24 protein-coding genes are annotated in these 22,736 nt (G+C 69.9%); 21 read left to right on the forward strand and 3 right to left on the reverse strand.

Annotated features, from left to right (window positions below; all coding sequences use genetic code 11):
* Positions 1–8: 8 nt before the first annotated feature.
* The 4 genes from KOI35_RS24745 (at position 9) to KOI35_RS24760 (ending at position 3,729) form a co-directional block, all read left to right on the forward strand.
* On the forward strand, positions 9–839 hold the full coding sequence (locus tag KOI35_RS24745; protein WP_215790493.1) for a shikimate dehydrogenase: 831 nt from the start codon (positions 9–11) through the stop codon (positions 837–839).
* Between the two features lie 193 nt (positions 840–1,032).
* Positions 1,033–2,211: a chorismate synthase gene (aroC, locus tag KOI35_RS24750; protein WP_215790495.1), complete on the forward strand. Its 1,179-nt coding sequence runs from the start codon at positions 1,033–1,035 to the stop codon at positions 2,209–2,211.
* Positions 2,211–2,714, forward strand: a complete 504-nt coding sequence (locus tag KOI35_RS24755; RefSeq protein WP_215790498.1) for a shikimate kinase — start codon at positions 2,211–2,213, stop codon at positions 2,712–2,714. The genes aroC and KOI35_RS24755 overlap by 1 nt, the downstream gene beginning before the upstream one ends.
* Before the next feature lie 64 nt (positions 2,715–2,778).
* Positions 2,779–3,729, forward strand: a complete 951-nt coding sequence (locus KOI35_RS24760) for an NADP-dependent oxidoreductase (protein ID WP_215790500.1) — start codon at positions 2,779–2,781, stop codon at positions 3,727–3,729.
* Positions 3,730–3,757: 28 nt separating this feature from the next.
* Here KOI35_RS24760 and KOI35_RS24765 read toward each other — a convergent pair whose 3' ends face one another.
* Entirely contained in the window at positions 3,758–4,474 is a 717-nt protein-coding gene (locus KOI35_RS24765) for a Clp protease N-terminal domain-containing protein (protein WP_215790502.1), read from the reverse strand.
* 58 nt (positions 4,475–4,532) lie between these two features.
* Between KOI35_RS24765 and aroB the strand changes: the two genes are divergently transcribed.
* The 4 genes from aroB to nusB are packed head-to-tail and all read left to right on the forward strand — an operon-like array spanning position 4,533 to position 7,062.
* Entirely contained in the window at positions 4,533–5,585 is a 1,053-nt protein-coding gene (gene aroB, locus KOI35_RS24770) for a 3-dehydroquinate synthase (protein WP_215790504.1), read from the forward strand.
* Positions 5,582–6,010 (forward strand): type II 3-dehydroquinate dehydratase, encoded by a 429-nt coding sequence (aroQ, locus tag KOI35_RS24775; RefSeq protein WP_215790506.1) that lies wholly within the window; start codon positions 5,582–5,584, stop codon positions 6,008–6,010. The genes aroB and aroQ overlap by 4 nt, the downstream gene beginning before the upstream one ends.
* A 58-nt stretch (positions 6,011–6,068) precedes the next feature.
* The gene (efp, locus tag KOI35_RS24780) at positions 6,069–6,626 is read left to right on the forward strand and encodes an elongation factor P (RefSeq protein WP_215790508.1); all 558 of its coding nucleotides are present in this window, start codon (positions 6,069–6,071) and stop codon (positions 6,624–6,626) included.
* A gap of 25 nt (positions 6,627–6,651) precedes the next feature.
* The gene (nusB, locus tag KOI35_RS24785; RefSeq protein WP_215790874.1) at positions 6,652–7,062 is read left to right on the forward strand and encodes a transcription antitermination factor NusB; all 411 of its coding nucleotides are present in this window, start codon (positions 6,652–6,654) and stop codon (positions 7,060–7,062) included.
* A gap of 45 nt (positions 7,063–7,107) precedes the next feature.
* On the opposite strand, the gene KOI35_RS24790 is transcribed toward nusB, so the two are convergent.
* Positions 7,108–7,602, reverse strand: coding sequence for a GNAT family N-acetyltransferase (locus tag KOI35_RS24790; RefSeq protein ID WP_215790510.1), 495 nt, complete (start codon positions 7,600–7,602; stop codon positions 7,108–7,110).
* 257 nt (positions 7,603–7,859) lie between these two features.
* On the opposite strand from KOI35_RS24790, the gene KOI35_RS24795 reads away from it, so the two are divergent.
* Positions 7,860–8,345, forward strand: a complete 486-nt coding sequence (locus KOI35_RS24795) for an NUDIX hydrolase (RefSeq protein WP_215790532.1) — start codon at positions 7,860–7,862, stop codon at positions 8,343–8,345.
* Between the two features lie 335 nt (positions 8,346–8,680).
* Here the strand turns inward: KOI35_RS24795 and bldD are convergent, their stop codons facing one another.
* Positions 8,681–9,169 (reverse strand): transcriptional regulator BldD, encoded by a 489-nt coding sequence (gene bldD / locus KOI35_RS24800; RefSeq protein ID WP_020517563.1) that lies wholly within the window; start codon positions 9,167–9,169, stop codon positions 8,681–8,683.
* A 279-nt stretch (positions 9,170–9,448) separates the two neighbouring features.
* On the opposite strand from bldD, the gene pyrR reads away from it, so the two are divergent.
* The 12 genes from pyrR to coaBC all read left to right on the forward strand — a co-directional run bounded on the left by pyrR (position 9,449) and on the right by coaBC (position 22,729).
* Positions 9,449–10,009 (forward strand): bifunctional pyr operon transcriptional regulator/uracil phosphoribosyltransferase PyrR, encoded by a 561-nt coding sequence (gene pyrR, locus KOI35_RS24805; protein ID WP_215790534.1) that lies wholly within the window; start codon positions 9,449–9,451, stop codon positions 10,007–10,009.
* Positions 10,006–10,929 (forward strand): aspartate carbamoyltransferase catalytic subunit, encoded by a 924-nt coding sequence (locus KOI35_RS24810; RefSeq protein ID WP_215790536.1) that lies wholly within the window; start codon positions 10,006–10,008, stop codon positions 10,927–10,929. The genes pyrR and KOI35_RS24810 overlap by 4 nt, the downstream gene beginning before the upstream one ends.
* Positions 10,926–12,194 (forward strand): dihydroorotase, encoded by a 1,269-nt coding sequence (locus tag KOI35_RS24815; RefSeq protein ID WP_215790539.1) that lies wholly within the window; start codon positions 10,926–10,928, stop codon positions 12,192–12,194. The genes KOI35_RS24810 and KOI35_RS24815 overlap by 4 nt, the downstream gene beginning before the upstream one ends.
* The gene (gene carA, locus KOI35_RS24820) at positions 12,194–13,300 is read left to right on the forward strand and encodes a glutamine-hydrolyzing carbamoyl-phosphate synthase small subunit (RefSeq protein WP_215790541.1); all 1,107 of its coding nucleotides are present in this window, start codon (positions 12,194–12,196) and stop codon (positions 13,298–13,300) included. Before KOI35_RS24815 ends, carA begins: the two co-directional genes overlap by 1 nt.
* A gap of 2 nt (positions 13,301–13,302) precedes the next feature.
* Complete coding sequence (gene carB / locus KOI35_RS24825) at positions 13,303–16,617, forward strand: carbamoyl-phosphate synthase large subunit (RefSeq protein ID WP_215790543.1); 3,315 nt, start codon at positions 13,303–13,305, stop codon at positions 16,615–16,617.
* Positions 16,614–17,615, forward strand: a complete 1,002-nt coding sequence (locus KOI35_RS24830) for a quinone-dependent dihydroorotate dehydrogenase (RefSeq protein ID WP_215790545.1) — start codon at positions 16,614–16,616, stop codon at positions 17,613–17,615. The genes carB and KOI35_RS24830 overlap by 4 nt, the downstream gene beginning before the upstream one ends.
* Positions 17,612–18,874 carry an adenosylmethionine--8-amino-7-oxononanoate transaminase gene (locus KOI35_RS24835; RefSeq protein WP_215790547.1) on the forward strand — a complete coding sequence of 421 codons (1,263 nt, stop codon included), beginning with the start codon at positions 17,612–17,614 and terminating at the stop codon, positions 18,872–18,874. The genes KOI35_RS24830 and KOI35_RS24835 overlap by 4 nt, the downstream gene beginning before the upstream one ends.
* A gap of 38 nt (positions 18,875–18,912) precedes the next feature.
* Positions 18,913–19,743 (forward strand): orotidine-5'-phosphate decarboxylase, encoded by an 831-nt coding sequence (gene pyrF / locus KOI35_RS24840; RefSeq protein ID WP_215790549.1) that lies wholly within the window; start codon positions 18,913–18,915, stop codon positions 19,741–19,743.
* 185 nt (positions 19,744–19,928) lie between these two features.
* On the forward strand, positions 19,929–20,246 hold the full coding sequence (gene mihF / locus KOI35_RS24845) for an integration host factor, actinobacterial type (RefSeq protein ID WP_020517554.1): 318 nt from the start codon (positions 19,929–19,931) through the stop codon (positions 20,244–20,246).
* A 32-nt stretch (positions 20,247–20,278) separates the two neighbouring features.
* Complete coding sequence (gene gmk, locus KOI35_RS24850) at positions 20,279–20,878, forward strand: guanylate kinase (protein WP_215790552.1); 600 nt, start codon at positions 20,279–20,281, stop codon at positions 20,876–20,878.
* Positions 20,879–20,892: 14 nt separating this feature from the next.
* Positions 20,893–21,156, forward strand: a complete 264-nt coding sequence (rpoZ, locus tag KOI35_RS24855; protein ID WP_015623990.1) for a DNA-directed RNA polymerase subunit omega — start codon at positions 20,893–20,895, stop codon at positions 21,154–21,156.
* Positions 21,157–21,511: 355 nt separating this feature from the next.
* The gene (coaBC, locus tag KOI35_RS24860; protein ID WP_215790554.1) at positions 21,512–22,729 is read left to right on the forward strand and encodes a bifunctional phosphopantothenoylcysteine decarboxylase/phosphopantothenate--cysteine ligase CoaBC; all 1,218 of its coding nucleotides are present in this window, start codon (positions 21,512–21,514) and stop codon (positions 22,727–22,729) included.
* Positions 22,730–22,736 lie beyond the last annotated feature (7 nt).

Genomic DNA, 22,736 nt, shown 5'->3' on the forward strand with positions numbered 1-22,736 from the left:
TGTCCCGCGTGACCAGCTCGTCCCGCCGCGCCGCCGTGTGCGGAAAGCCCATCGCGCACTCGTTGTCGCCGGTGATCCACAACGCCGGTTTCGCGGCGGCAGGCTTGACCGGCTGGAGTTACACGAGGTTCGAGTGCGACGAGGCGGGCCTGGCCGGCCTGGTCGACGGCCTCGGCCCCGAGTGGGCCGGGCTGTCGCTGACCATGCCGCTCAAGGAAGAGGGGCTGCGCCTGGCCGCGGTGGCGACCCCGGTCGCGGTGGCGGTCGGTGCGGCCAACACGCTCGTACGCCGTGACGACGGCTGGCACGCCGACAACACCGACGTGGCCGGCATGGTGCGGGTGCTGCGTGACGCCGGCCTCAAGCCCGCCCCCTCGGTCACGGTGCTCGGCGGCGGGGGGACGGCTCGAGCCGCCTTGGCCGCGGCCGCCCAGCTCGGCTCCTCGGCGGTGACGGTCGTGACCCGGCGTCCGGCGGCGTTGGCGGCGCTGGCCCCGGCCGCGGATGCCCTCGGGATCACCTTGCTCGGCGGCGCGTGGGAGTCGGCGCCGGACGTCCTCCAGGCCGACGCGGTCATCTCCACGGTGCCCAAGGGCGCGGCCGACCACCTGGCCGGTCAGGTGTCGTGGCGTGACGGCACGGTGCTGTTCGACGCCATCTACGACCCGTGGCCGACGCCTCTTGCGGCTGACGCGCAGACTCACGGCGTACCGGTGCTGTCCGGTCTTGATCTTCTGTTGGCGCAGGCGCTGAGCCAGTTCGAACAGTTCACCGGCGTCGTGCCGGCCCCCGAGGCCGCGATGCGCGACGCGTTGTTCACAGCGGCGGCCGCCCGCTAGGCGCCTGTGGATAACTAGGTTCGCTCGGCTTGACACGGCGTAAATTCCCCCTCATCCCCCGAGGCGGGTGGGGGCTGGGGATGGCTGCTCGCGGCGATCTTGAAAGACGTGATCTGCGCCGTGCGGCGTCCGGCAGGCGGGATGACGGCGGGGGTGCGACGGGCCGCATCCGGGACGTGCCAAAATGTGACCCGTGTTGCGCTGGCTTACCGCAGGTGAATCGCACGGACCGGCGCTCGTTGCGCTCCTTGAAGGAGTCCCCGCGGGGGTTGAAGTGACGAGCACGGAGATCGGGCGCGATCTCGCGCGCCGTCGTCTCGGCTACGGCCGCGGCGCCCGGATGAAGTTCGAGCAGGACGTCGTCGAGATCGTCGGCGGCATCCGGCACGGCCTCACGCTGGGCAGCCCGGTCGCGATCCGGGTGGCCAACTCCGAGTGGCCCAAGTGGGAGACCGTGATGGCGGCCGACCCGGTCGACGAGGCGGTGCTGGCCGAGCAGTCGCGCAACGCGCCGCTGACCCGCCCGCGCCCGGGCCACGCCGACCTGGCCGGCATGCAGAAGTACGGGCACACCGACGCCCGGCCGATCCTCGAGCGGGCCAGCGCCCGCGAGACGGCCGCCCGCGTCGCCGTCGGCGTGGTGGCCAAGGCCATGATCAAGCAGGCGCTCGGCATCGAGATCGTCTCGCACGTGATCGAGCTGGGTTCGGTCGCGGCCAAGAGCGGCCTGATCCCCACCCCTTCCGATTTTGATCGCATCGACGCCGACCCGTTGCGCTGCCTCGACCCCGAGGCCTCCGCGCGGATGGTGGCCGAGGTCGACGCGGCCAAGAGCGACGCCGACACACTGGGCGGCATCGTCGAGGTGCTGGCCTACAACGTGCCGCCGGGCCTGGGCTCGCACGTGCAGTGGGACCGCAAGCTCGACTCCCGGCTGGCCGCCGCGCTCATGTCGATCCAGTCGGTCAAGGGCGTCGAGATCGGTGACGGTTTCACGCAGGCCCGCTCGCGCGGCTCGGTGGCCCACGACGAGATCATCCCGACCGAGAACGGCGTCAAGCGCGTCACCGACCGGGCCGGCGGGCTCGAGGGCGGCATCACCAACGGCGAGCCGCTGCGGGTGCGGGCCGCGCTCAAGCCGATCTCGTCGCTCAACCGGGCGCTCCAGACGATCGACATCACCACCGGCGAGGCCACCACGGCGATCAACCAGCGCTCCGACGTGGTAGCCGTGCCGGCCGGGGCGATCGTGGCCGAGGCCATGGTGGCGCTCGTGCTGGCCGAGGCCGCGGTCGAGAAGTTCGGCGGCGACTCGGTGGCCGAGATCCGCCGCAACCTGCAGGGCTACCTCGACACCCTGGTCATCCGCTGATGGCGCCGCGGGCCGTCTTCGTGGGCGCCCCCGGCGCCGGCAAGTCGACGATCGGTGCCGCGGTGGCCCAGCTGCTCGGCGTCCCGTTCGCCGACGCCGACGCCATCATCGAGGTCGAAGCGGGCAAGCCCATCCCCGAGATCTTCATCGACGACGGGGAAGAGGCGTTCCGCGCCCTCGAACGCACAGTCATCGCTTCCGCCCTGGCTGAATACGACGGCGTGCTGGCTCTCGGCGGCGGCGCGATCCTCGACGCCGAGACCCGGTCGCTGCTGTCCAAGAACACGGTCGTCTATCTCTCGGTCGAGCTCAGCGACGCGGTCAAGCGGGTCGGGCTGGGTGCCGGGCGTCCGTTGCTGGCGATCAACCCGCGGGCCACGCTCAAATATCTGCTCGACCAGCGCCGTCCCCTCTACGCCGAGGTGGCCACCCACACGGTCCCGACCGACGGGCGCGAGCCGGACGAGATCGCGCGCGAGGTAGCCGGCCTGCTCGAGGGCTGACCCGTCGAGAGGTGTGACCGACGAGATGCCATGATCGTGGCCGGGTCGGGGCACCATCTGAACCATGAGTAGAGCGGTTCGTTTCGATCAGTACGGCGACGTGGACGTCCTGCGCATCGAAGACGTCCAACGCCCCGAGCCCGCCGCCGACCAGGTCCTCGTCGAGGTGGTCGCGGCCGGCATCAACCCCGGCGAGATCTCCATCCGCTCGGGGCTGCTGCACGAGCGATGGCCCGCCACGTTCCCGTCCGGTCAGGGCAGCGACTTCGCCGGCCGGGTGGTCGAAACCGGCGCGTCGGTCACCGAGTTCGCGATCGGCGACGAGGTGCTCGGATGGTCCGACTGGCGGTCGTCGCATGCCGACTACGTGGTCGTCCCGGCCGGGCATCTCGTGCGCAAGCCTCTGGCCCTCGACTGGATCCGGGCCGGTGGCCTGTTCGTCGCGGGCGTCACCGCGTACGCGTCGGTCCGGGCCGTGCAGCCCAAGGAGGGCGAGACCGTCGTCGTCAGCGGTGCGGCCGGCGGTGTGGGCGCGCTGACCGTCCAGCTGGCCCGGAACACCGGCGCGCACGTGATCGGTATCGCGAGCGACGCCAACGCGAGCTGGTTGCGGAGTGTGGGCGTCACCCCGGTCCCGTACGGCGACCGGCTGGCCGACCGGTTGCGCCAGGCCGCGCCGTCGGGCATCGACGCGTTCCTGGACACGTACGGGAACGGCTATGTTGATCTTGCCGTTGATCTGGGGGTCGACCCGGCCCGGGTGAACACGATCATCGACTACGCGGCCGCCGCCAAGGCGGGGGCCAAGGCCGAGGGCAGCTCGACGGCCAGCGACGCCGAGATCCTGGGTTTCGTGGCCGGCGAGGTGGCCTGGGGCCGGATCGTGCTGCCGGTCGCGGCCGTCTATCCGCTCGACGCCGTGCGGGACGCCTACCGCGAGCTGGGCGACCGGCACACCCGCGGCAAGATCGTGCTGTCCATGACGTTGCCCGCCGACGCCGGCCGGGTCAGCTGACCTGCTTCCGAGATGCTCGGCGTTCGGGTCAGCTGGTCCGCGCTTCCAGTTGCTCGATTCGTGAGATCAAAGGCGCAAGTTCCGCCCGTACGGCGGTGAGCACCCCGGTCAGCGCGGGCGTGCCCGGTTGGGGTGCTTGGCGGCTCAGGTTCGTGCGCAGGTGGGCGTAGCCGGCAATGGCTACGGCCACCGCGCGCCGGGTCGCCTTGGCGTCGGCGCCTCGTTCGCGCAGCAGGCGGCCCGCGGCGCCGTCGGCCTCGCCCGCCAGCGCGACCAGCAGGTGCTCGCAGCCCACGTAGTTGTGCCCGAGACCGATCGACTCGCCGACGGCCGACTCCAGCGCGATCGCCGCGGGCGCGCTGAACCGGAGGCCGTCGTCGGTACGTCCCGGCTCGCTGGTGGTCGGCGCGGTGAGCGAGGACGGCGCGATGTCCATGGCGGTGAGAATCTGCAGGGCGAGGTTGTCGCCCTCGGCGAGGATGCCGTGCAGCAGGTCACCGGTCGTCACGACACCTTCCGCCCGCTCGGCGGCCAAACCGATCACGGCGATCAGGCGCGCGGTGAAGTTCGGCAGACGTTTGGTCAGGTCGCCGGGCTCGAGGTCATCGAGGAGGGTGGCCCGGATCGCTGCGACCCGCTGCACTGACTGCTCCAGAGCACGCTGACAGATGGCCGAGACGGGCAGTCCGGCCTCGCGTACGGAATCGGCCAGATCGTCGGGCAGGTACACGTTGATTTTTGGCATGACGTCTTTGTAACCCGTCTGGGGGTAGAAAGATATAACCCCATTTCCCGTACGTAGGGTGGCCGCTGTGGTGACACGTATATCCGTGGCCGGTGACCGCCCCTACGACGTCCTGGTCGGACGGGACCTCGCCGGCGACCTGCCCGCATTGATCGAGGGGGCGGCCCAGGTCGCCGTGCTCTTCTCCGCGCCGCTGCGCGCCCGGGCCGAGATGATCGCCGCCGCGGCCGGCATTCCCGCGGTGCTCATCGAGGTGCCCGACGCCGAGGCCGGCAAGACGGTCGATGTCGCCGCCATGTGCTGGGACAGGCTGGGCGAGCGCAATTTCACCCGTACGGATGTGATCGTCGGGGTCGGCGGCGGCGCGGTCACCGACCTGGCCGGTTACGTGGCGGCGAGCTGGCTGCGCGGGGTGCGCTGGGTGCCGGTGTCGACGTCACTGCTCGGCATGGTCGACGCCTCGGTCGGCGGCAAGACCGGCGTGAACATCGCCGCCGGCAAAAACCTGGTGGGCGCGTTCCACCCGCCGGCCGGTGTGCTCTGCGACCTCGATGCACTGGACACCCTGCCCGCCGACGACCTGCTGGCCGGCCTGGCCGAGGTGATCAAGTGCGGGTTCATCGCCGACCCGCGGATCCTCGAGCTGGCGGAGAGCTACACCGACTCCGCTGTGCTGCGTGAGCTGGTCGAACGGGCGATCCGGGTCAAGGCCGAGGTGGTCAGCGTCGACCTCAAGGAGTCGGGGCTGCGCGAGATCCTCAACTACGGGCACACGCTGGGCCACGCGATCGAGAAGCGCGAGAAATACACCTGGAAGCACGGCCACGCCGTCTCGGTCGGGATGATCTTCGCCGGCGCGCTGGGCCATCTCTCCGGCCGTCTTTCCTTCGATGTTGCTTCCCAGCACCGGGCCGTTCTCGAGAGTGTCGGCCTGCCGGTTTCCTATTCCGCCGACGCCTGGCCCGAACTGCTCAGCGCGATGCGGGTCGACAAGAAGGCCCGGGCCGCCACCCTGCGGTTCGTAGTGCTCGACGGGCTCGCCAAGCCGGGCATCCTGAGCGGCCCGTCCGAAGAGCTGCTGGCCCGGGCGTACGCGGAGGTGGCCCGATGATCTACGTGCTGAACGGGCCGAACCTGGGCCGCCTGGGCACCCGCGAGCCGTCCGTCTACGGCTCCACCACCCACGCCGACCTGGTCGACCTGTGCCTCACCACGGGCGAGCGTCTCGGCGTACGGGTCGAGGTCCGGCAGACCGACGCCGAGCACGAGATGATCGCCTGGCTGCATCAGGCCGCCGACGAGGGCGCCGACGTCGTGCTCAACCCGGCCGCCTGGAGTCACTACAACATCGCGATCCGGGACGCCGCGGCGCAATTGAGCGGCCGGCTGGTCGAGGTGCACATCTCCAACATCCACACCCGGGAGGAATTCCGGCACCATTCGGTCATCTCGGCCGTCGCCACCGGTGTCATCGCCGGGCTGGGAACCGACGGGTACCGGCTGGCGCTGGAGCACCTGGCCCGATTCGCCGCTTAGGCCGCGACATCGGTAAACTCGGTCGGTCACCGATCGAATTCCAACAGCAGGGCAGGACATGGCTTCCACGAACGACCTCAAGAACGGCCTGGTGCTCAACCTCGACGGCGGCCTCTGGTCGGTCGTCGAGTTCCAGCACGTCAAGCCGGGTAAGGGCGGGGCGTTCGTGCGCACCACGCTCAAGAACGTGCTCTCCGGCAAGGTCGTCGACAAGACCTTCAACGCGGGCACCAAGGTCGAGACCGCGACGGTCGACAAGCGCACGATGCAGTACCTCTACAAGGACGGCGAAGACTTCGTCTTCATGGACATGGACACCTTCGAGCAGATCCCGGTCCAGGGCGGCACGGTCGGCGAGAACGCCAACTACCTGCTCCCCGAGGCCGAGGTCACGGTCGCGCAGCATGAGGGCGTCCCGCTCTACGTCGAGCTCCCGACCAGCGTCTTCCTCGAGGTCACCTACACCGAGCCCGGCCTGCAGGGCGACCGCTCGACCGGCGGCACCAAGCCGGCCACGGTCGAGACCGGCGCCACGGTCAACGTGCCGCTGTTCATCGGCACCGGCGAGAAGATCAAGGTCGACACCCGCGACGGCCGTTACCTCGGTCGTTCCTGAAATGGCGGAAGGTCCCAAGACGCAGATGCCGGCGCGCCGCAAGGCGCGCAAGCGGGCCCTCGACGTGCTCTACGAGGCCGACCTGCGCGACCTGCCGCCACGGCAGGTGCTGGCGACCTACCTCGAGCGGATCGCCAAGCCGCACCCCGACCACCTGGCCTACGCGATCAGCCTGGTCGAGGGCGTGGCCGAGCATCTCGACCGCATCGACGAGCTGATCGCCAGCTACGCCGAGGGCTGGACGATCGACCGCATGCCGGTGATCGACCGCAACCTGGCCCGCATCGCTGTCTACGAGCTGCTCTACGTCTCCGAGATCGACGACCCGGTCGCGATCACCGAGGCGGTCGAGCTGGCCAAGCAGATGTCGACCGACGACAGCCCGCGCTTCCTCAACGGCATCCTCGGCCGGATCGCCGAGTTCGCCACCCGGTAGCTTTTTCAAAGGCTCCGACCGCACACGGTCGGAGCCTTTTGTCGTCTAGAGCGCCTGGTAGTAGCGAACCAGCGGGAACGCGGTGAAGCCGGCCTGCTCGTAGGCGGCCCGGGCCGGGGCGTGACCGGGATCGCCGCCGGTGGAGACCGAGGCCAGCGCGAAGCCGGCCGCGCGCATGTGCTCGAGCGCGAACTCGATCAGAACCCGGGCGATGCCCCGGCGCTGAGCGGCCGGATCGACGGCGATCATCTCGATCTCGGCGCTGTTCGGTTCGGACGCGCCGTCCCGGTGATGGGCGACCGCGACGAAGCCGACCGGCTGACCGTTTTCGACGGCGACCCATGTGGTTTCGGTCAACTCGCGACACGTCTGCGCGACCGCGTCGGCCTGAATCCGGGACCAGTCGGGATAGACGCGCTCGAACACGCGGCGCCCGAGCACCTCTTCGAACGAGGCGAAGACCGGGGCCCAGGCCCGGAGCGAGAACTCGACAACGGCGGCGACATCACTCTCGGCAAGCGCCCGAACTTCGATCGACATGCCCTCAGCCTGTCAGCCGGGTCCACCCGTTTACGCGGCGCCCGCCCGATGCCCGACCACACAGAAACGGTCTCGTTCCACACACCGTCACCGGCTGTGCTCTGCCGCAATCCGGATCACGGGCCGGAGCCCACCCTCCCGGGGGCCCCCGTCCCGCACCAGTGTGAACGAGCGGGCGGATCTTGGGAGGCCGGCCGGGCCAGGACTGTGGACAGGGCGGGACTGTGGATATCGGCGGCGATCGGCAGAATCGTGGTATGCCGCGCTATGCCCGCCGATCCGCCCGGGTGATTCTTGTCGACTCGTCGGATCGGATGTTGCTGATCCGATCGGCGCTGTTGTCCGAGGGGGGTCACGCCTGGTTCACGCCGGGCGGGGGCGTCAAGTGGTGGGAACCCTTGCGGATGGCGGCGGCCCGTGAGCTGTGGGAAGAGGCCGGGCTGCGCGTGCGGGGCCGGCAGTTGCGGGCGGTCGCGTTCACGACCGGGCGGGCCGATCTCGGCTTTGCCAACGGGCTGTTCCGCGACGACTTCTATCTGCTGCGCGTCGACTCGCACGAGGTGGATGTCAGCGGGTTGACCGAGTTCGAGCGGGGGCACTACGGCGGGTTCCGATGGTGGTCGGCGGACGAGCTCGCGACCACGGAGGAGACCGTCTTTCCGTATCGGCTGGCGGAACTGCTCGCCGATGTCGTCGCCGGTCGGGTGCCGTCGCCGCCGCGGGAGTTGCCCTGGCATCACTGAACCTGGCTGGTCAGGTTGGTGCGAATTTGTCGACGCATTGCTGATCGGGGATCACGGATCGCGCAAATTCCGGCGGCCGTGGCGATCTTGGGCGACGAGAGCGCCACGATCAGTGATGTCGGCCGTCGGGGCGGAAAGCCAGGCGTTACAGCCCGGTGTTGCACTCAGGCCGGCTGAGAGCCGCGAGCGGGGGAGTCACGACTCGTACGGGAAACGAAAAAGCCCGCGAACAGAGCGCGGGCTTTTCGGAATCAGGACTCGCGCCGAGGTGGATTCGGCGTGGTCGAGGATGGGGGATGTGGCCGGTTTCTTGGGGGCCGGCGTTGTGGTGGAACTTAGCTGGCGAAGAAGGCGCGCGGGTCGGCGACCAGGACACCCTGCTCGGTCAGGCGCTCGATCAGGCCGGACGGCGAGATGTCGTAGACGATGGCCAGCGCGCGCAGGTCGTCGGCTCGGATGGAGAGGACACGGCCGTTGTAGTCGCCACGCTGCTGCTGGATGGCGCGGGCGTAACGGGCGACGTAGGCGAGGTCCTCGCCGGTGGTGTCGTAGAGCTTCTCGAGGTCCAACACGATCTTGTTGGTGGCCTCGAGGCGGACGCCGCTGCCGTCGGGCAGCAGTTCCGAGACGGGCACCCGGTAGAAGTCGGCCAGCTCGGCGAGGCGCGAGACGGTGACGGCACGGTCGCCGCGCTCGTACGAGCCCACCACTACGGCCTTCCATCGGCCGTTCGACTTCTCTTCCACACCCTGCAGGGACAGGCCCTGCTGCTGTCGGATGGAGCGCAGACGTGCGCCCAGCGACTTGGCGTACTCAGACGGCATTCGGAACACTCCCACTGTGCTGGCCCGGAGGGGGTTCCCCTCCGCGATCGCTACGCAGCGTGACGGTACGGAGTTTGCGACCCCTGGTCAAGTGTCGGTTACCGATGAGTCGCGCCCGTCGGTACGACTTGCCGGATTCGTCCGCGTCAGGCACGTCACCATGGTCAACGCCGCGACCACTGGTAACGTAGCGTCAGCCATAGGGGCGGCCCCTCCCGGGGGTTGTCCCACTGACGTCCTTTAACGACCCGTCCCGTGAGGCGGGGAAGGAGGTCCGCCGTGGCATCGCCACGCGCCGACGCGCCCAGCAAGATCATTCTGAGCGAGTCCGACCTGCATCGGGTCGTCGACCGCATCGCTCATCAGATTCTCGAAAAGACCTCGGGCGCCACCGGCACCGTGCTGCTCGGGATTCCCACCCGCGGAGTGCCGCTGGCCCAGCGGCTGGCCGCCCGCATTCATGCCTTCGAGGGCATCGACGTGCCGGTCGGCTCGCTCGACATCACCCTCTACCGCGACGACCTGCGCCTGCACGCCACCCGCGCGCTCGGCAAGACCGAGTTGCCGGGCGACGGCATCGACGGGCGCCGGGTCGTCCTGGTCGACGACGTTCTTTTTTCCGGCCGTACGGTCCGGGCCGCGCTCGACGCTCTGAAGGACGAGGGCCGGCCCAGTTCGGTGCAGCTCGCGGTGCTGGTCGACCGCGGCCACCGCGAGCTGCCGATCCGCGCCGACTACGTGGGCAAGAACATCCCGACCTCGCTCGACGAGAGCGTCCGGGTCTCGCTGACCGAGATCGACGGCCTCGACGAGGTCAAACTGACCGGGGGTGACAAGTGATCAAGCATCTGCGCTCGGCCGCCGACCTGGACGCGCCCACCGCCACCCTGATCCTGGACACCGCGGCCGAGATGGCGGCGCTGGCCGGGCGTGAGGTGAAGAAGCTGCCGACGCTGCGCGGCCGCACGGTGGTCAACCTCTTCTACGAAGACTCGACCCGCACCCGCATCTCGTTCGAGGCGGCGGCCAAGCGGCTGTCGGCCGACGTCATCAACTTCTCGGCCAAGGGTTCCAGCGTCTCGAAGGGTGAGAGCCTCAAGGACACCGCGCTCACGCTGCAGGCGATGGGCGCCGACGCGGTCGTGATCCGGCACCCTGCCTCGGGCGCGCCGCACCGGCTGGCCGCGTGGGTCGACGGCTCGGTGGTCAACGCCGGCGACGGCACCCACGAGCACCCGACGCAGGCTCTGCTCGACGCGTACACGATGCGGTCGCGGCTCGGCCGGCTCGACGGCCTGCGGGTCGCGATCGTGGGGGACGTGCTGCACAGCCGGGTCGCCCGCTCCAACGTCCTGCTGCTCACGACGTTGGGTGCGCAGGTCACGCTGGTCGGGCCGCCGACGCTGATCCCGCTCGACGTGTCGGCCGCGCTCTCACCGTCGACAAAAGTGTCGTACGACCTCGATAGCGTCCTGCCCGATATGGACGTCGTCATGATGCTGCGGGTGCAGACCGAGCGCATGCAGGACTCGTACTTCCCGTCCGCCCGGGAGTACAGCCGCCGCTACGGTCTCGACCTCGCGCGCATGCGCAAGCTGCCGGAGCACGCGATCGTCATGCATCCCGGCCCGATGAACCGCGGCATGGAGATCACGCCCGAGGTGGCGGACTCGTCGCGTTCCACGATCGTCGAACAGGTCGCCAACGGCGTCAGCGCCCGGATGGCCGTCCTTTATCTGCTGCTTGGGGGCAAGGCATGACCTCATATCTGCTTCGTGGTGTCTCGGTGCTGGGGGCGCCTCCCTCCGATCTGGTTCTGCGCGACGGCGTCATCGCCGGCGGCGCGACAGCCGACCAGGTCATCGACGCCGAGGGGCTCGTGGCGCTCCCCGGCCTGGTCGACCTGCACACCCACCTGCGCGAGCCCGGCCGTGAGGACGCCGAGACGGTCGAGACCGGCTCCCGGGCGGCCGCGCTGGGCGGTTACACCGCGGTCTTCGCGATGGCCAACACGTCCCCGGTGGCCGACACCGCGGGTGTGGTCGAGCAGGTCTGGCGCCTGGGCCGCGAGGCCGGGCTGGTCGACGTGCAGCCGATCGGCGCCGTCACCGTCGGCCTGGCCGGTCAGCAGCTGGCCGAGCTGGGCGCGATGGCGACCTCGGCCGCGGGCGTCCGGATCTTCTCGGACGACGGTCACTGCGTGGCCGACCCCCGCCTGATGCGCCGCGCGCTGGAATACGTGAAGGCGTTCGACGGCATCATCGCCCAGCACGCCGAGGAGCCCCGGCTCACCGAGGGCGCCCAGATGCACGAGGGCGAGGTCAGCACCCGGCTCGGGCTGACCGGCTGGCCGGCCGTGGCCGAAGAGGCGATCATCGCCCGCGACGTGCTGCTGGCCGAGCACGTGGGCAGCCGCCTGCACGTCTGCCACGTCTCCACCGCCGGGTCGGTCGAGGTACTGCGGCAGGCCAAGGCGCGTGGGGTCCGGGTTACGGCCGAGGTCACACCGCACCACCTTCTGCTGACCGACGAGCTGGCCGCGTCCTACGATCCGGTTTACAAGGTCAACCCCCCGTTGCGTACGGCGTCGGACGTGCACGCCCTTCGCGAGGCGCTGGTCGAAGGCGTGATCGACATCGTCGCGACCGACCACGCCCCGCACGCCGTGGAGGACAAGGAGTGCGAGTGGGCGTACGCGCGGCCCGGCATGGTCGGCCTGGAGACCGCCCTGCCGGTCGTGCTGTCCGTGCTGGGGGAGCGCTGGGACCTGATCGCCGAGCGCATGTCCCGGACGCCCGCGCGGATCGCGGGCCTGACCGGCCACGGCACCGACCTGAGCGTCGGGAGCCCGGCCAACCTCACGCTGGTGGACCCGTCCGCCCGGCGGGTCGTCGACCCGTCCGAGCTGGCGAGCCGCAGCCGCAGCCGCAACACACCGTACGCGGGCACCACCCTGCCGGGTCGCATCGTCGCGACCTTCCTCCGGGGAGAGCCGACGGTCCTGGACGGGAAGGCTGTTAAGTAATGAGCAAAGCTCTTTTGGTCCTCGAGGACGGACGCACGTTCGTCGGTGAGGCCTACGGCGCGCTGGGCGAGACGTTCGGCGAGGCCGTTTTCACCACCGGCATGACCGGGTATCAGGAGACGCTGACCGACCCGTCCTACCACCGCCAGGTCGTGGTGCAGACGGCGCCGCAGATCGGCAACACCGGGGTCAACGGCGAGGACGACGAGTCCGACCGGATCTGGGTGGCCGGCTATGTCGTACGGGACCCGGCTCGTCGCCCCTCGAACTGGCGCTCGACCGGTGATCTCGGCGAGCGGCTCGCGGCCGAGGGCGTCGTCGGGATCAGCGGCATCGACACCCGGGCCCTGACCCGGCACCTCCGCTCGCGCGGCGCGATGCGGGTCGGCATCTCATCGGTCGACCTCGACCCGCAGTCGCTCCTCTCGCGTGTCCAGGCGGCACCGCAGATGACCGGCGCCGACCTGTCGGCCGAGGTGACCACCGGGTCCCGCTACACGGTCGACGCCGTCGGCGAGCACCGCTACACCGTCGCCGCGCTCGACCTGGGCATCAAGCGGAACGTCTCGCAGCGGCTCGCCGCGCGCGGCGTGACCACGCACATCTTCCCGGCGTCGTCGTCGATCGACGACCTGCTGTCGGTCTCGCCCGACGCGGTCTTCTTCTCGCCCGGCCCGGGCGACCCGGCGACCGCGGACGGCCCGGTCGCACTGGCGCAGGAGGTCATGCGCCGCCGCACGCCGCTGTTCGGCATCTGCTTCGGCAGTCAGATCCTGGGCCGGGCGCTCGGCTTCGGCACCTACAAGCTCGGCTACGGCCACCGCGGCATCAACCAGCCGGTGCTCGACAAGACCACCGGCAAGGTCGAGGTGACCAGTCACAACCACGGCTTCGCGGTCGACGCGCCGCTCGACCAGGTGATCGACACCGAGTTCGGCGGCGTCGAGGTCTCGCACGTCTGCCTCAACGACAACGTGGTCGAGGGCCTGCGCGGGCTCGAGGTGCCCGCGTTCACCGTCCAGTACCACCCCGAGGCCGCGGCGGGCCCGCACGACGCCGACTACCTCTTCGACAGGTTCGTCGAGCTCGTGGAACGGAAGGCCTGATCATGCCGAAGCGCTCCGACTTGAAACACGTGATGGTGATCGGCTCGGGCCCGATCGTCATCGGCCAGGCCTGCGAGTTCGACTACTCCGGCACCCAGGCGTGCCGGGTGCTGCGGGCCGAGGGCATCCGCGTCTCGCTGGTCAACTCGAACCCGGCCACGATCATGACCGACCCCGAGTACGCCGACGCCACCTACGTCGAGCCGATCACCCCGGAGTTCGTCGAGCTGGTCATCGCCAAGGAACGCCCCGACGCGATCCTGCCCACGCTCGGCGGCCAGACCGCACTGAACACCGCGATCGCGCTGCACGAGAGCGGCGTCCTGGAGAAGTACGGCGTCGAGCTGATCGGCGCCGACGTCGACGCGATCCGCCGTGGCGAGGACCGCCAGTTGTTCAAGGAGATCGTGGCCAAGGCGGGCGGCGAGACCCCGCGCTCGCGCGTGTGTCACTCGATGGACGAGGTCCGCGCCACTGTCGAGGAGCTGGGCCTGCCGGTCGTCATCCGCCCGTCGTTCACCATGGGTGGCCTCGGCTCGGGCATGGCGCACACCGACGAGGACCTCAACCGGATCGCCGGCTCCGGCCTGGCCGCCTCCCCGGTGCACGAGGTGCTCATCGAGGAGAGCGTGCTCGGCTGGAAGGAGTACGAGCTCGAGCTGATGCGCGACAAGCACGACAACGTCGTGGTCGTCTGCTCGATCGAGAACGTCGACCCGATGGGCGTGCACACCGGCGACTCGGTCACTGTGGCCCCGGCCATGACGCTGACCGACCGGGAGTACCAGAACCTGCGTGACCTCGGCATCGCCGTGCTGCGCGAGGTCGGCGTGGACACCGGTGGCTGCAACATCCAGTTCGCGATCAACCCGGACAACGGCCGGCTGGTCGTCATCGAGATGAACCCGCGCGTCTCGCGAAGCAGTGCGCTGGCCTCGAAGGCGACCGGCTTCCCGATCGCCAAGATCGCGGCCAAGCTGGCCATCGGCTACACGCTCGACGAGATCCCCAACGACATCACGCTGAAGACGCCGGCCGCCTTCGAGCCCGCGCTCGACTACGTGGTCGTGAAGATCCCGCGGTTCGCGTTCGAGAAGTTCCCCGGGGCCGACCCCGAACTGACCACCACGATGAAGTCGGTCGGCGAGGCGATGTCGCTGGGCCGCAACTTCGCCGAGGCGCTCAACAAGGCGATGCGCTCGATGGAGACGTCGGCCGCGGGCTTCTGGACCCGCGCCGATCCCGATGGTTCTCTCGACGACGTTCTGTCGGCTCTGCGTACGCCGCACGACGGCCGCCTCTATACCGTTGAGCGCGCGCTGCGGCTGGGCGCCACGGTCGAGCAGGTGCACGAGGCCAGCGGCCGGATCGACCCCTGGTTCCTCGACGAGATCAAGGCGCTGGTCGACCTGCGCACCGAGATCGTCGACGCGCCGGTGCTCGACGCCGATCTGCTGCGCCGGGCCAAGCGCTCGGGCTTCTCGGACAAGCAGCTCGCGGCCCTGCGCCCCGAGTTCGCGGGCGAGGACGGGGTGCGCTCGCTGCGGCACCGGCTCGCCATCCGGCCGGTCTACAAGACCGTCGACACGTGCGCGGCCGAGTTCGAGGCGAACACGCCGTACCACTACTCGACCTACGACGAGGAGACCGAGGTCGCCCCGTCCGACCGGCCCAAGGTGCTGATCCTCGGCTCGGGCCCGAACCGGATCGGCCAGGGCATCGAGTTCGACTACTCGTGTGTGCACGCGGTCATGGCGCTTCGCGAGGTCGACTTCGAGACCGTCATGGTCAACTGCAACCCCGAGACGGTGTCGACCGACTACGACACGGCCGACCGGCTCTACTTCGAGCCGCTCACCTTCGAAGACGTCTTCGAGGTCTTCCACTCCGAAGACTCCAGCGGCAAGGCGGCCGGCGGCCCCGGTGTGGTCGGCGTGATCGTGCAGCTCGGCGGTCAGACCCCGCTCGGCCTGGCCAACCGGCTCAAGGCGGCCGGCGTCCCGATCGTCGGCACCTCGCCCGAGTCGATCGACCTGGCCGAAGACCGCGGCCTCTTCGGCGCGGTGCTGCACAAGGCCGGCCTGCGCTCGCCCGACCACGGCACCGCCACCAGCTTCGACGAGGCCAAGGCGATCGCCGACACGATCGGCTACCCGGTGCTGGTCCGCCCGTCCTACGTGCTCGGCGGCCGCGGCATGGAGATCGTCTACGACGAGCCGACGCTCAAGGGCTACATCGAGCGGGCCACCGAGATCTCGCCCGACCACCCGGTGCTGGTCGACCGGTTCCTGGACGACGCGGTCGAGATCGACGTCGACGCGCTGTGCGACGAGACCGGCGAGGTCTACCTCGGCGGCGTGATGGAGCACATCGAGGAGGCCGGCATCCACTCCGGCGACTCGTCCTGCTCGCTGCCGCCGATCACCCTGGCCGGCTCGCACCTGGCCGAGGTCCGCCGCTACACCGAGGCGATCGCCCGCGGTGTCGGGGTGCGCGGCCTGCTCAACGTGCAGTACGCCCTCAAGGACGACACGCTCTACGTGCTCGAGGCCAACCCGCGGGCCTCACGGACCGTCCCGTTCGTCTCCAAGGCGACGGCCGTTCCGCTGGCCAAGGCGGCCGCCCGCATCATGCTCGGTGCCACCATCGCCGAGCTGCGGACCGAGGGCCTGCTGCTGCCCGAGGGCGACGGCGGCACCACGCCCGAGGGCGCGCCGATCGCGATCAAGGAGGCGGTGCTGCCGTTCAAGCGGTTCCGCACCCCGGCCGGTCAGGGCGTGGACAGCCTGCTCGGCCCCGAGATGAAGTCGACCGGCGAGGTGATGGGCATCGACGCCGGCTTCGGGCAGGCGTTCGCCAAGTCGCAGGCGGCCGCGTACGGGTCGCTGCCGACCTCGGGCAAGGTCTTCGTCTCGGTCGCCAACCGGGACAAGCGGGCCATGGTCTTCCCGATCAAGCGGCTGGCCGACCTCGGCTTCACGATCGTCACCACGGCCGGCACCGGCGAGGTGCTGCGCCGCTACGGCGTCGCCTGCGAGGTCGTGCCCAAGCACTACGAGAGCCCCGGCAAGAACGCGGTCGAGCTCATCCTGGCCGGCGAGATCGCGATGATCATCAACACGCCGCAGGGCTCGGGGGCCAGCGCCCGCTCCGACGGCTACGAGATCCGCAGCGCGGCCGTCACCGCCGACATCCCGAGCATCACCACCGTGCCGGGCGCGTCGGCGGCGGTCATGGGCATCGAGGCGCTGCGGCGCGGCGACATGACCGTACGGCCGCTGCAGGACCTGCACGCCGCACTGCGGGGCACGAAGTGACCTTGTTCGAGTCCGCCGTCCGTCCGGTCCTGTTCCGGGTGGGCGGCGGCGACGCCGAGAAGGCGCACGAGTTCACCCTCGGGCGGCTGGCTTCACTGCCTTCTCCCGTACGGGCGGCGATGCGTGCCCGATACGCGACGAACCGGCCGGTCGAGGCGTTCGGCGTCCGGTTCCCCAACCCGGTCGGCCTGGCCGCGGGCATGGACAAGAACGGCGTCGCGCTGCCGGCCTGGCCCGCCCTCGGGTTCGGCTTCGTCGAGGTCGGCACGGTCACCGCCCAGGCGCAGCCCGGCAACGACCGGCCGCGGCTGTTCCGGCTGCGCGACAGCGAAGCGATCATCAACCGGATGGGCTTCAACAACGCCGGTGCGGCCGCGCTCGCCGACCGGTTGAAGGCGCTCGGGCCCATCGGGGTGCCGCTGGGCGTCTCGCTCGGCAAGTCCAAGGTCACCCCACTCGCGGACGCGGTCGAGGACTATCTGACGTCGTACCGGCTGCTGCACCCGTACGCGGACTACATCGCGGTCAACGTCTCGTCGCCCAACACGCCCGGGCTGCGGACGCTGCAGGACAAGGACTCGATCGCCGACCTGCTCGGCGCACTGCGCGGGGAGACCCCCGTCCTGGTGAAAATCGCCCCCGATCTGAGTGAACCGGCGATCGCCGAACTGCTCGAGGTCTGCCTCAGCCACGGCGCGGCCGGGGTGATCGCGACCAACACGACCCTCGCACGCGACGGCCTGGCCGCGGCCGACCAGCCCCGGGCGACCGAGGCGGGCGGGCTCTCCGGGGCGCCGCTGACCGAGAAGGCCCGCAAGGTCGTCCATTTCGTCCACACCGAGACCGACGGCCGGCTGCCGATCATCGGGGTCGGCGGGGTGATGTGCGCCGACGACGCTGCCCGGCTGTTCGACGCGGGCGCCACGCTCGTCCAGCTCTACAGCGGTTTCATCTACAAAGGGCCGTCCCTCGTACGGGCGGCGGCCCGGGCCCGGTGAACGATCTGCTCGCTCTCGACCGGGCGCACGTCTGGCACCCGTACGGGCCGATGCCCGGACGCAGTGAGCCCTATCTGGTCGAGAGCGCGCAGGGCGTACGGCTGCGTCTCTCGGACGGTCGTGACGTGGTCGACGGGATGTCGTCCTGGTGGTCGGCCATCCACGGTTACCGGCACCCGGTGCTCGACGCGGCGCTGGTCGAGCAGTCGCAGCGGATGAGCCACGTGATGTTCGGCGGGCTCACCCACGAACCGGCCATCCGGCTCGCCACCACGCTGGTCGAGCTGGCGCCGGACGGGCTCGAGCACGTCTTCCTGTGCGACTCGGGCTCGGTCGGGGTCGAGGTGGCGATCAAGATGGCGCTGCAGGCCCAGCTCGCCCTCGGCCGGCCTGGGCGGCGCAAGCTGGCCACCTGGCGCGGTGGCTACCACGGCGACACGTTCCACCCGATGAGCGTGTGCGATCCGGTCGGCGGGATGCACTCGCTGTGGACCGGAGTGCTGCCGGCTCAGATCTTCGCTCCCTCGCCGCCTCCGGTTTTTGATCAGGCGTACGCCGATCAGCTCGTTGATCTGGTGACGCGGCATGCCGACGAGATCGCGGCCGTGATCGTCGAGCCGGTCGTGCAGGGGGCCGGGGGGATGCGGTTCCACGACCCGGGCTATCTGCGCGTGCTGCGCGACGTGACGGCGGCGCACGGCATCTTCCTGATCTTCGACGAGATCGCAACGGGCTTCGGGCGTACGGGTTCCCTGTTCGCGGCCGATCTCGCGGGCGTGACACCCGACATCATGTGCGTGGGCAAGGCGCTCACCGGTGGCTACCTGACCCTGGCGGCGACGTTGTGCACGCCCGAGGTGGCGGCGGCGATCTCGGCCGGGGACGGTGGCGGGCTCGCACACGGGCCCACCTTCATGGGCAATCCACTGGCCTGCGCCGTGGCCAACGCGTCGTTGGGCCTGCTGCGTTCGGGTGACTGGGCGTCCCGCGTACGGGTGATCGAAAGCGGTCTCCGGGCCGGGCTCGAGCCCCTACGCGACCGTCCCGGAGTCGCCGACGTGCGGGTCCTGGGCGCGATCGGGGTCGTCCAGCTGGACCATCCCGTCGACATGGCGGCGGCCACCGCGGCCGCCGTCGGAGCGGGCGTGTGGCTGCGCCCGTTCCGCGACCTGATCTACACCATGCCCCCGTATGTCACGACTCCCGAGGATGTCGCTCTGATCGCCTCGGGGATCGCGGCCGCGGTGGCGGCAACCTGACTGACTACTTGACCGACCGAAGAGATTGGGAGCCCGCTGTGGAGACCTTCGGCAAGCGCCTCGCGGAGGCCATGGACAAGCGGGGCCGGCTCTGTGTCGGCATCGATCCGCACGCCGCCCTGCTGACCAGGTGGGGCCTCTCGGACGACGTCGCCGGCCTGGAACGTTTCGCCCGTACGGTGGTCGACGCCCTGGCCGATCGGGTGGCCGTGCTGAAGCCTCAGTCCGCGTTTTTCGAGAGATTTGGGTCACGTGGCATCGGAATTCTTGAGTCAACTATCCGACAGTCCCGCGAGGCCGGAGCGCTGGTCCTGCTGGACGTGAAGCGCGGCGACATCGGCTCGACGATGGCCGCCTATGCGAGCGCGTATCTCGATCCGGCGAGTTCTCTGTGTGCCGACGCGATTACTGTGAGTCCCTACCTCGGCGTGGGCTCGTTGCAGCCGGCATTCGACGTCACGGCGGCTCACGGCGGCGGCGTCTTCGTCCTGGGCCTCACGTCCAATCCGGAGGGACCCTCCGTCCAGCATGCCGTCGCATCGGACAAAAGGACCGTGGCGCAAACCGTGATCGACGAGATTTCCCAGCTCAACGCAGGTGCGGAGCCGCTCGGAAGCTTCGGGCTGGTAATCGGAGCGACCATCGGCGACACCGGCCACGATCTGTCCCGTGTGAACGGTCCGCTGCTCGCGCCGGGGCTCGGCGCGCAGGGTGCGACCCCCTCCGACCTGCGGTCCGTCTTCGGAAAAAGCCTGCGCACCGTGCTGCCGTCGTACTCACGCGAAGTTCTCGCGGCGGGACCCGGCGTGGCCGGATTGCGGGCCGCCGCGGAGCGTGCCACGGCCGAGTGTGAGACCGCTCTCGGGTGAAACGCGCCTGCTTATCAGGCCGCCGGACACCCGGGTCGGGGGTACCCCCACGTTGCCGAAACCGCCGTTGACCGCTAGTTTTCCCGGCGCCGGGAACCACATGCCCCTTTGGTTCCCTGGCACACCACGTTTCACAGAAGCGGTGGCTTTTTACCGCCATCGCGATAGGGACCTGAGGAGAACTGGTGCCGCTCCCGTCACTGAGCCCCGAGCAGCGCGCTGCCGCGCTGGAGAAGGCCGCGGAAGTACGCAAGGCTCGGGCTGAGCTGAAGGAACAGCTCAAGTCCGGCAAGACCACCCTCGCCGCTGTGCTTGACCGCGCGGAAGAGGACGAGGTCGTCGGCAAGCTGAAGGTCTCGGCCGTGCTTCAGGCGCTGCCGGGCATCGGCAAGATCCGCGCGACCCAGATCATGGAGAAGCTCAAGATCGCTGACAGCCGCCGGCTGCGCGGTCTCGGCGACCAGCAGCGTAAGGCCCTCCTGGGGGAGTTCGCTGCGAACTGACTCATGGGCTCGTGTTGAATGAGCCTGTGAGCATGGATGACGACGCGCGCCCGGCAGCCCGCCTCACCGTCCTGTCCGGCCCCTCCGGGGTCGGCAAGGACAGCGTGATCGAGCTGATCCGGGCGCGCTCGCCTTGGATCAAGCTCTCCGTGTCGGCGACGACCCGGAAGATGCGCGACTACGAGACCAACGGCGAGCACTACCACTTCGTGAGCAGGCCGGACTTCCAGCGCCTGATCGACGGCGGTCAGCTGCTCGAATGGGCCGAGTTCGCCGGCAACCTCTACGGCACTCCGCGAGCCCAGGTCGACGCCTGGATCGCGCAGGGCTGGCCGGTGCTCCTGAAGATCGACCTGCAGGGGGCCCGGCAGGTGCGGGCCTCGATGCCCGACGCCCAGCTGGTGTTCCTGGCCCCGCCCAGCGTCGAGGAACTCAAGCGCCGCCTGATCGGCCGGGGCACCGACGACGAGGAGACCATCCGCCGTCGCCTGGCCCACGCCGACGAGGAACTGGCGGCCGAGAAGGAGTTCGACCGCACCGTCGTCAACGACTTCGTCGAGCGGGCGGCCGATGAGCTGGTAGGATTGCTCGGTTCGTCATTTCTGACGCCCGCGCAAGCCCCAGAACACTAAGGATTTGAGAAACTGTGGGAACCATCGCGAACCCCGAAGGCATCACCAACCCGCCGATCGACGAGCTGCTCGACAAGACCTCGTCGAAGTACTCGCTGGTGATCTTCGCGGCTAAGCGCGCCCGCCAGGTCAACGCCTACTACAGCCAGCTCGGTGAGGGCCTGCTCGAGTATGTGGGCCCGCTGGTCGAGACCACCCCGCAGGAGAAGCCGCTCTCGATCGCCATGCGTGAGATCAACGCCGGCCTGCTGACGGCCGAGGCGACCGACAACCCCTGATTGCGGGTTACCGACTCTCCGCGACACCCATCGATCCCGCGTCCCGTTCCGGGCGCGGGATCTTTGCTGCCCGCCCGCTTCTTCGCCGTCCGCCCGCGTCGCCGTCCGCCCGCGTCGCCGTTCGCCCGCGTCGCCGTCCGCCTGCGTCTTCGCTGTTCGGTCGCGTCACGTGCCTACCCCGCCCGACCAGGGGGCGGGCCAGACCCTACCCGGATCGTGAGGCTGCCGCGGGTTGTCCACAGGCCGTTTTCCGCGCCCGCCCGAGTTGTCCACAGGGCCGGCATCCGCACGACGCTTCGGTGCGCGCCGGGCTAGCGTGGTCAGCGTCGTCCGGCGTACGGAAGGTGGGACCACGGTGACCGAAGTGGTGTTGGGTGTGGGTGGGGGCATCGCCGCCTACAAGGCCTGTGAGCTGCTGCGCCTGTTCACCGAGTCGGGGCACAAGGTGCGTGTGGTGCCGACCGCGTCGGCGCTCCAGTTCGTGGGCGCACCGACCTGGGCCGCGCTGTCCGGGCGGCCCGTGTCGACCGAGGTCTGGGACGACGCCCACGAGGTGCCGCACGTGCGGATCGGGCGGGCGGCCGAACTCGTCGTGGTCGCCCCGGCCACCGCCGACCTGCTGGCCAAGGCGGCCCACGGCATCGCCGACGACCTGCTGACCAACACGCTGCTCACGGCCACCTGCCCGATCGTGTACGCGCCGGCCATGCACACCGAGATGTGGGACAACCCGGCCACCCAGGCCAACGTGGCCACCCTGCGCTCGCGCGGTGCCGTGGTGATCGAGCCCGCGGTGGGCCGGCTCACCGGGAAGGACACGGGCAAGGGCCGGCTGCCGGAACCCGTCGAGATCTTCGAGCTGGCTCGACGCGTACGGGAACGCGGGCTTGATCTTGATCTGGCCGGTCGGCATGTCGTGGTGACCGCGGGTGGGACGCGCGAGCCGCTGGATCCGGTGCGTTTCCTCGGGAACCGTTCGTCCGGCAAGCAGGGGTACGCGCTCGCCAAGGCCGCAGCCGCGCGCGGTGCCCGAGTGACGTTGATCGCAGCGAACGTCACCCTGCCCGATCCGGCCGGCGTCGACATCGTGCGCGTCGGCACGACCGAGGAACTGCGGGTCGCGGCCGTGAAGGCGGCCGTCGACGCCGACGTCATAGTGATGTCGGCCGCACCCGCGGACTTCCGGCCCGCCACCGTCGCCGGCGAGAAAATCAAGAAGAAAGACTCGGGCGCCCCCGAACCGATCGCACTCGTCACCAACCCGGACATCGCCGCCGAACTGGGCGCGGGCAAGCGGCCCGGGCAGGTCCTGGTGGCGTTCGCGGCCGAGACCCACGACGCGCTCGAGCACGCACGGGCCAAGCTGGTCAAGAAACGTGCCGACCTGATCGTCGTTAACGAGGTGGGAGTGGACCGCGTCTTCGGCGCCGACCACAATGAGGTCACGCTGCTCGGGGCCGACGGGAGCACGTCCGCCTCCGCCGAAATCCCCAAAGACGACGTGGCCGATATGATTTACGACCATGTCGTGACGCTCCTGGATCGCCAGGTCGCGCACGATGGGACGGCGTAGCACCCAG

The organism is Paractinoplanes bogorensis (assembly GCF_018829635.1).
Taxonomy (GTDB): Bacteria; Actinomycetota; Actinomycetes; order Mycobacteriales; family Micromonosporaceae; genus Actinoplanes; species Actinoplanes bogorensis.

What these genes read in the sequence shown, in the direction of transcription:
- KOI35_RS24755 (WP_215790498.1), top strand. Translation starts at nt 2,211, where the DNA reads ATGGCGCCGCGGGCCGTCTTCGTGGGCGCCCCCGGCGCCGGCAAGTCG.
- KOI35_RS24760 (WP_215790500.1), top strand. Translation starts at nt 2,779, where the DNA reads ATGAGTAGAGCGGTTCGTTTCGATCAGTACGGCGACGTGGACGTCCTG.
- KOI35_RS24765 (WP_215790502.1), bottom strand. Translation starts at nt 4,474, where the DNA reads ATGCCAAAAATCAACGTGTACCTGCCCGACGATCTGGCCGATTCCGTA.
- aroQ (WP_215790506.1), top strand. Translation starts at nt 5,582, where the DNA reads ATGATCTACGTGCTGAACGGGCCGAACCTGGGCCGCCTGGGCACCCGC.
- efp (WP_215790508.1), top strand. Translation starts at nt 6,069, where the DNA reads ATGGCTTCCACGAACGACCTCAAGAACGGCCTGGTGCTCAACCTCGAC.
- nusB (WP_215790874.1), top strand. Translation starts at nt 6,652, where the DNA reads ATGCCGGCGCGCCGCAAGGCGCGCAAGCGGGCCCTCGACGTGCTCTAC.
- KOI35_RS24790 (WP_215790510.1), bottom strand. Translation starts at nt 7,602, where the DNA reads ATGTCGATCGAAGTTCGGGCGCTTGCCGAGAGTGATGTCGCCGCCGTT.
- KOI35_RS24795 (WP_215790532.1), top strand. Translation starts at nt 7,860, where the DNA reads ATGCCGCGCTATGCCCGCCGATCCGCCCGGGTGATTCTTGTCGACTCG.
- bldD (WP_020517563.1), bottom strand. Translation starts at nt 9,169, where the DNA reads ATGCCGTCTGAGTACGCCAAGTCGCTGGGCGCACGTCTGCGCTCCATC.
- KOI35_RS24815 (WP_215790539.1), top strand. Translation starts at nt 10,926, where the DNA reads ATGACCTCATATCTGCTTCGTGGTGTCTCGGTGCTGGGGGCGCCTCCC.
- carA (WP_215790541.1), top strand. Translation starts at nt 12,194, where the DNA reads ATGAGCAAAGCTCTTTTGGTCCTCGAGGACGGACGCACGTTCGTCGGT.
- carB (WP_215790543.1), top strand. Translation starts at nt 13,303, where the DNA reads ATGCCGAAGCGCTCCGACTTGAAACACGTGATGGTGATCGGCTCGGGC.
- gmk (WP_215790552.1), top strand. Translation starts at nt 20,279, where the DNA reads ATGGATGACGACGCGCGCCCGGCAGCCCGCCTCACCGTCCTGTCCGGC.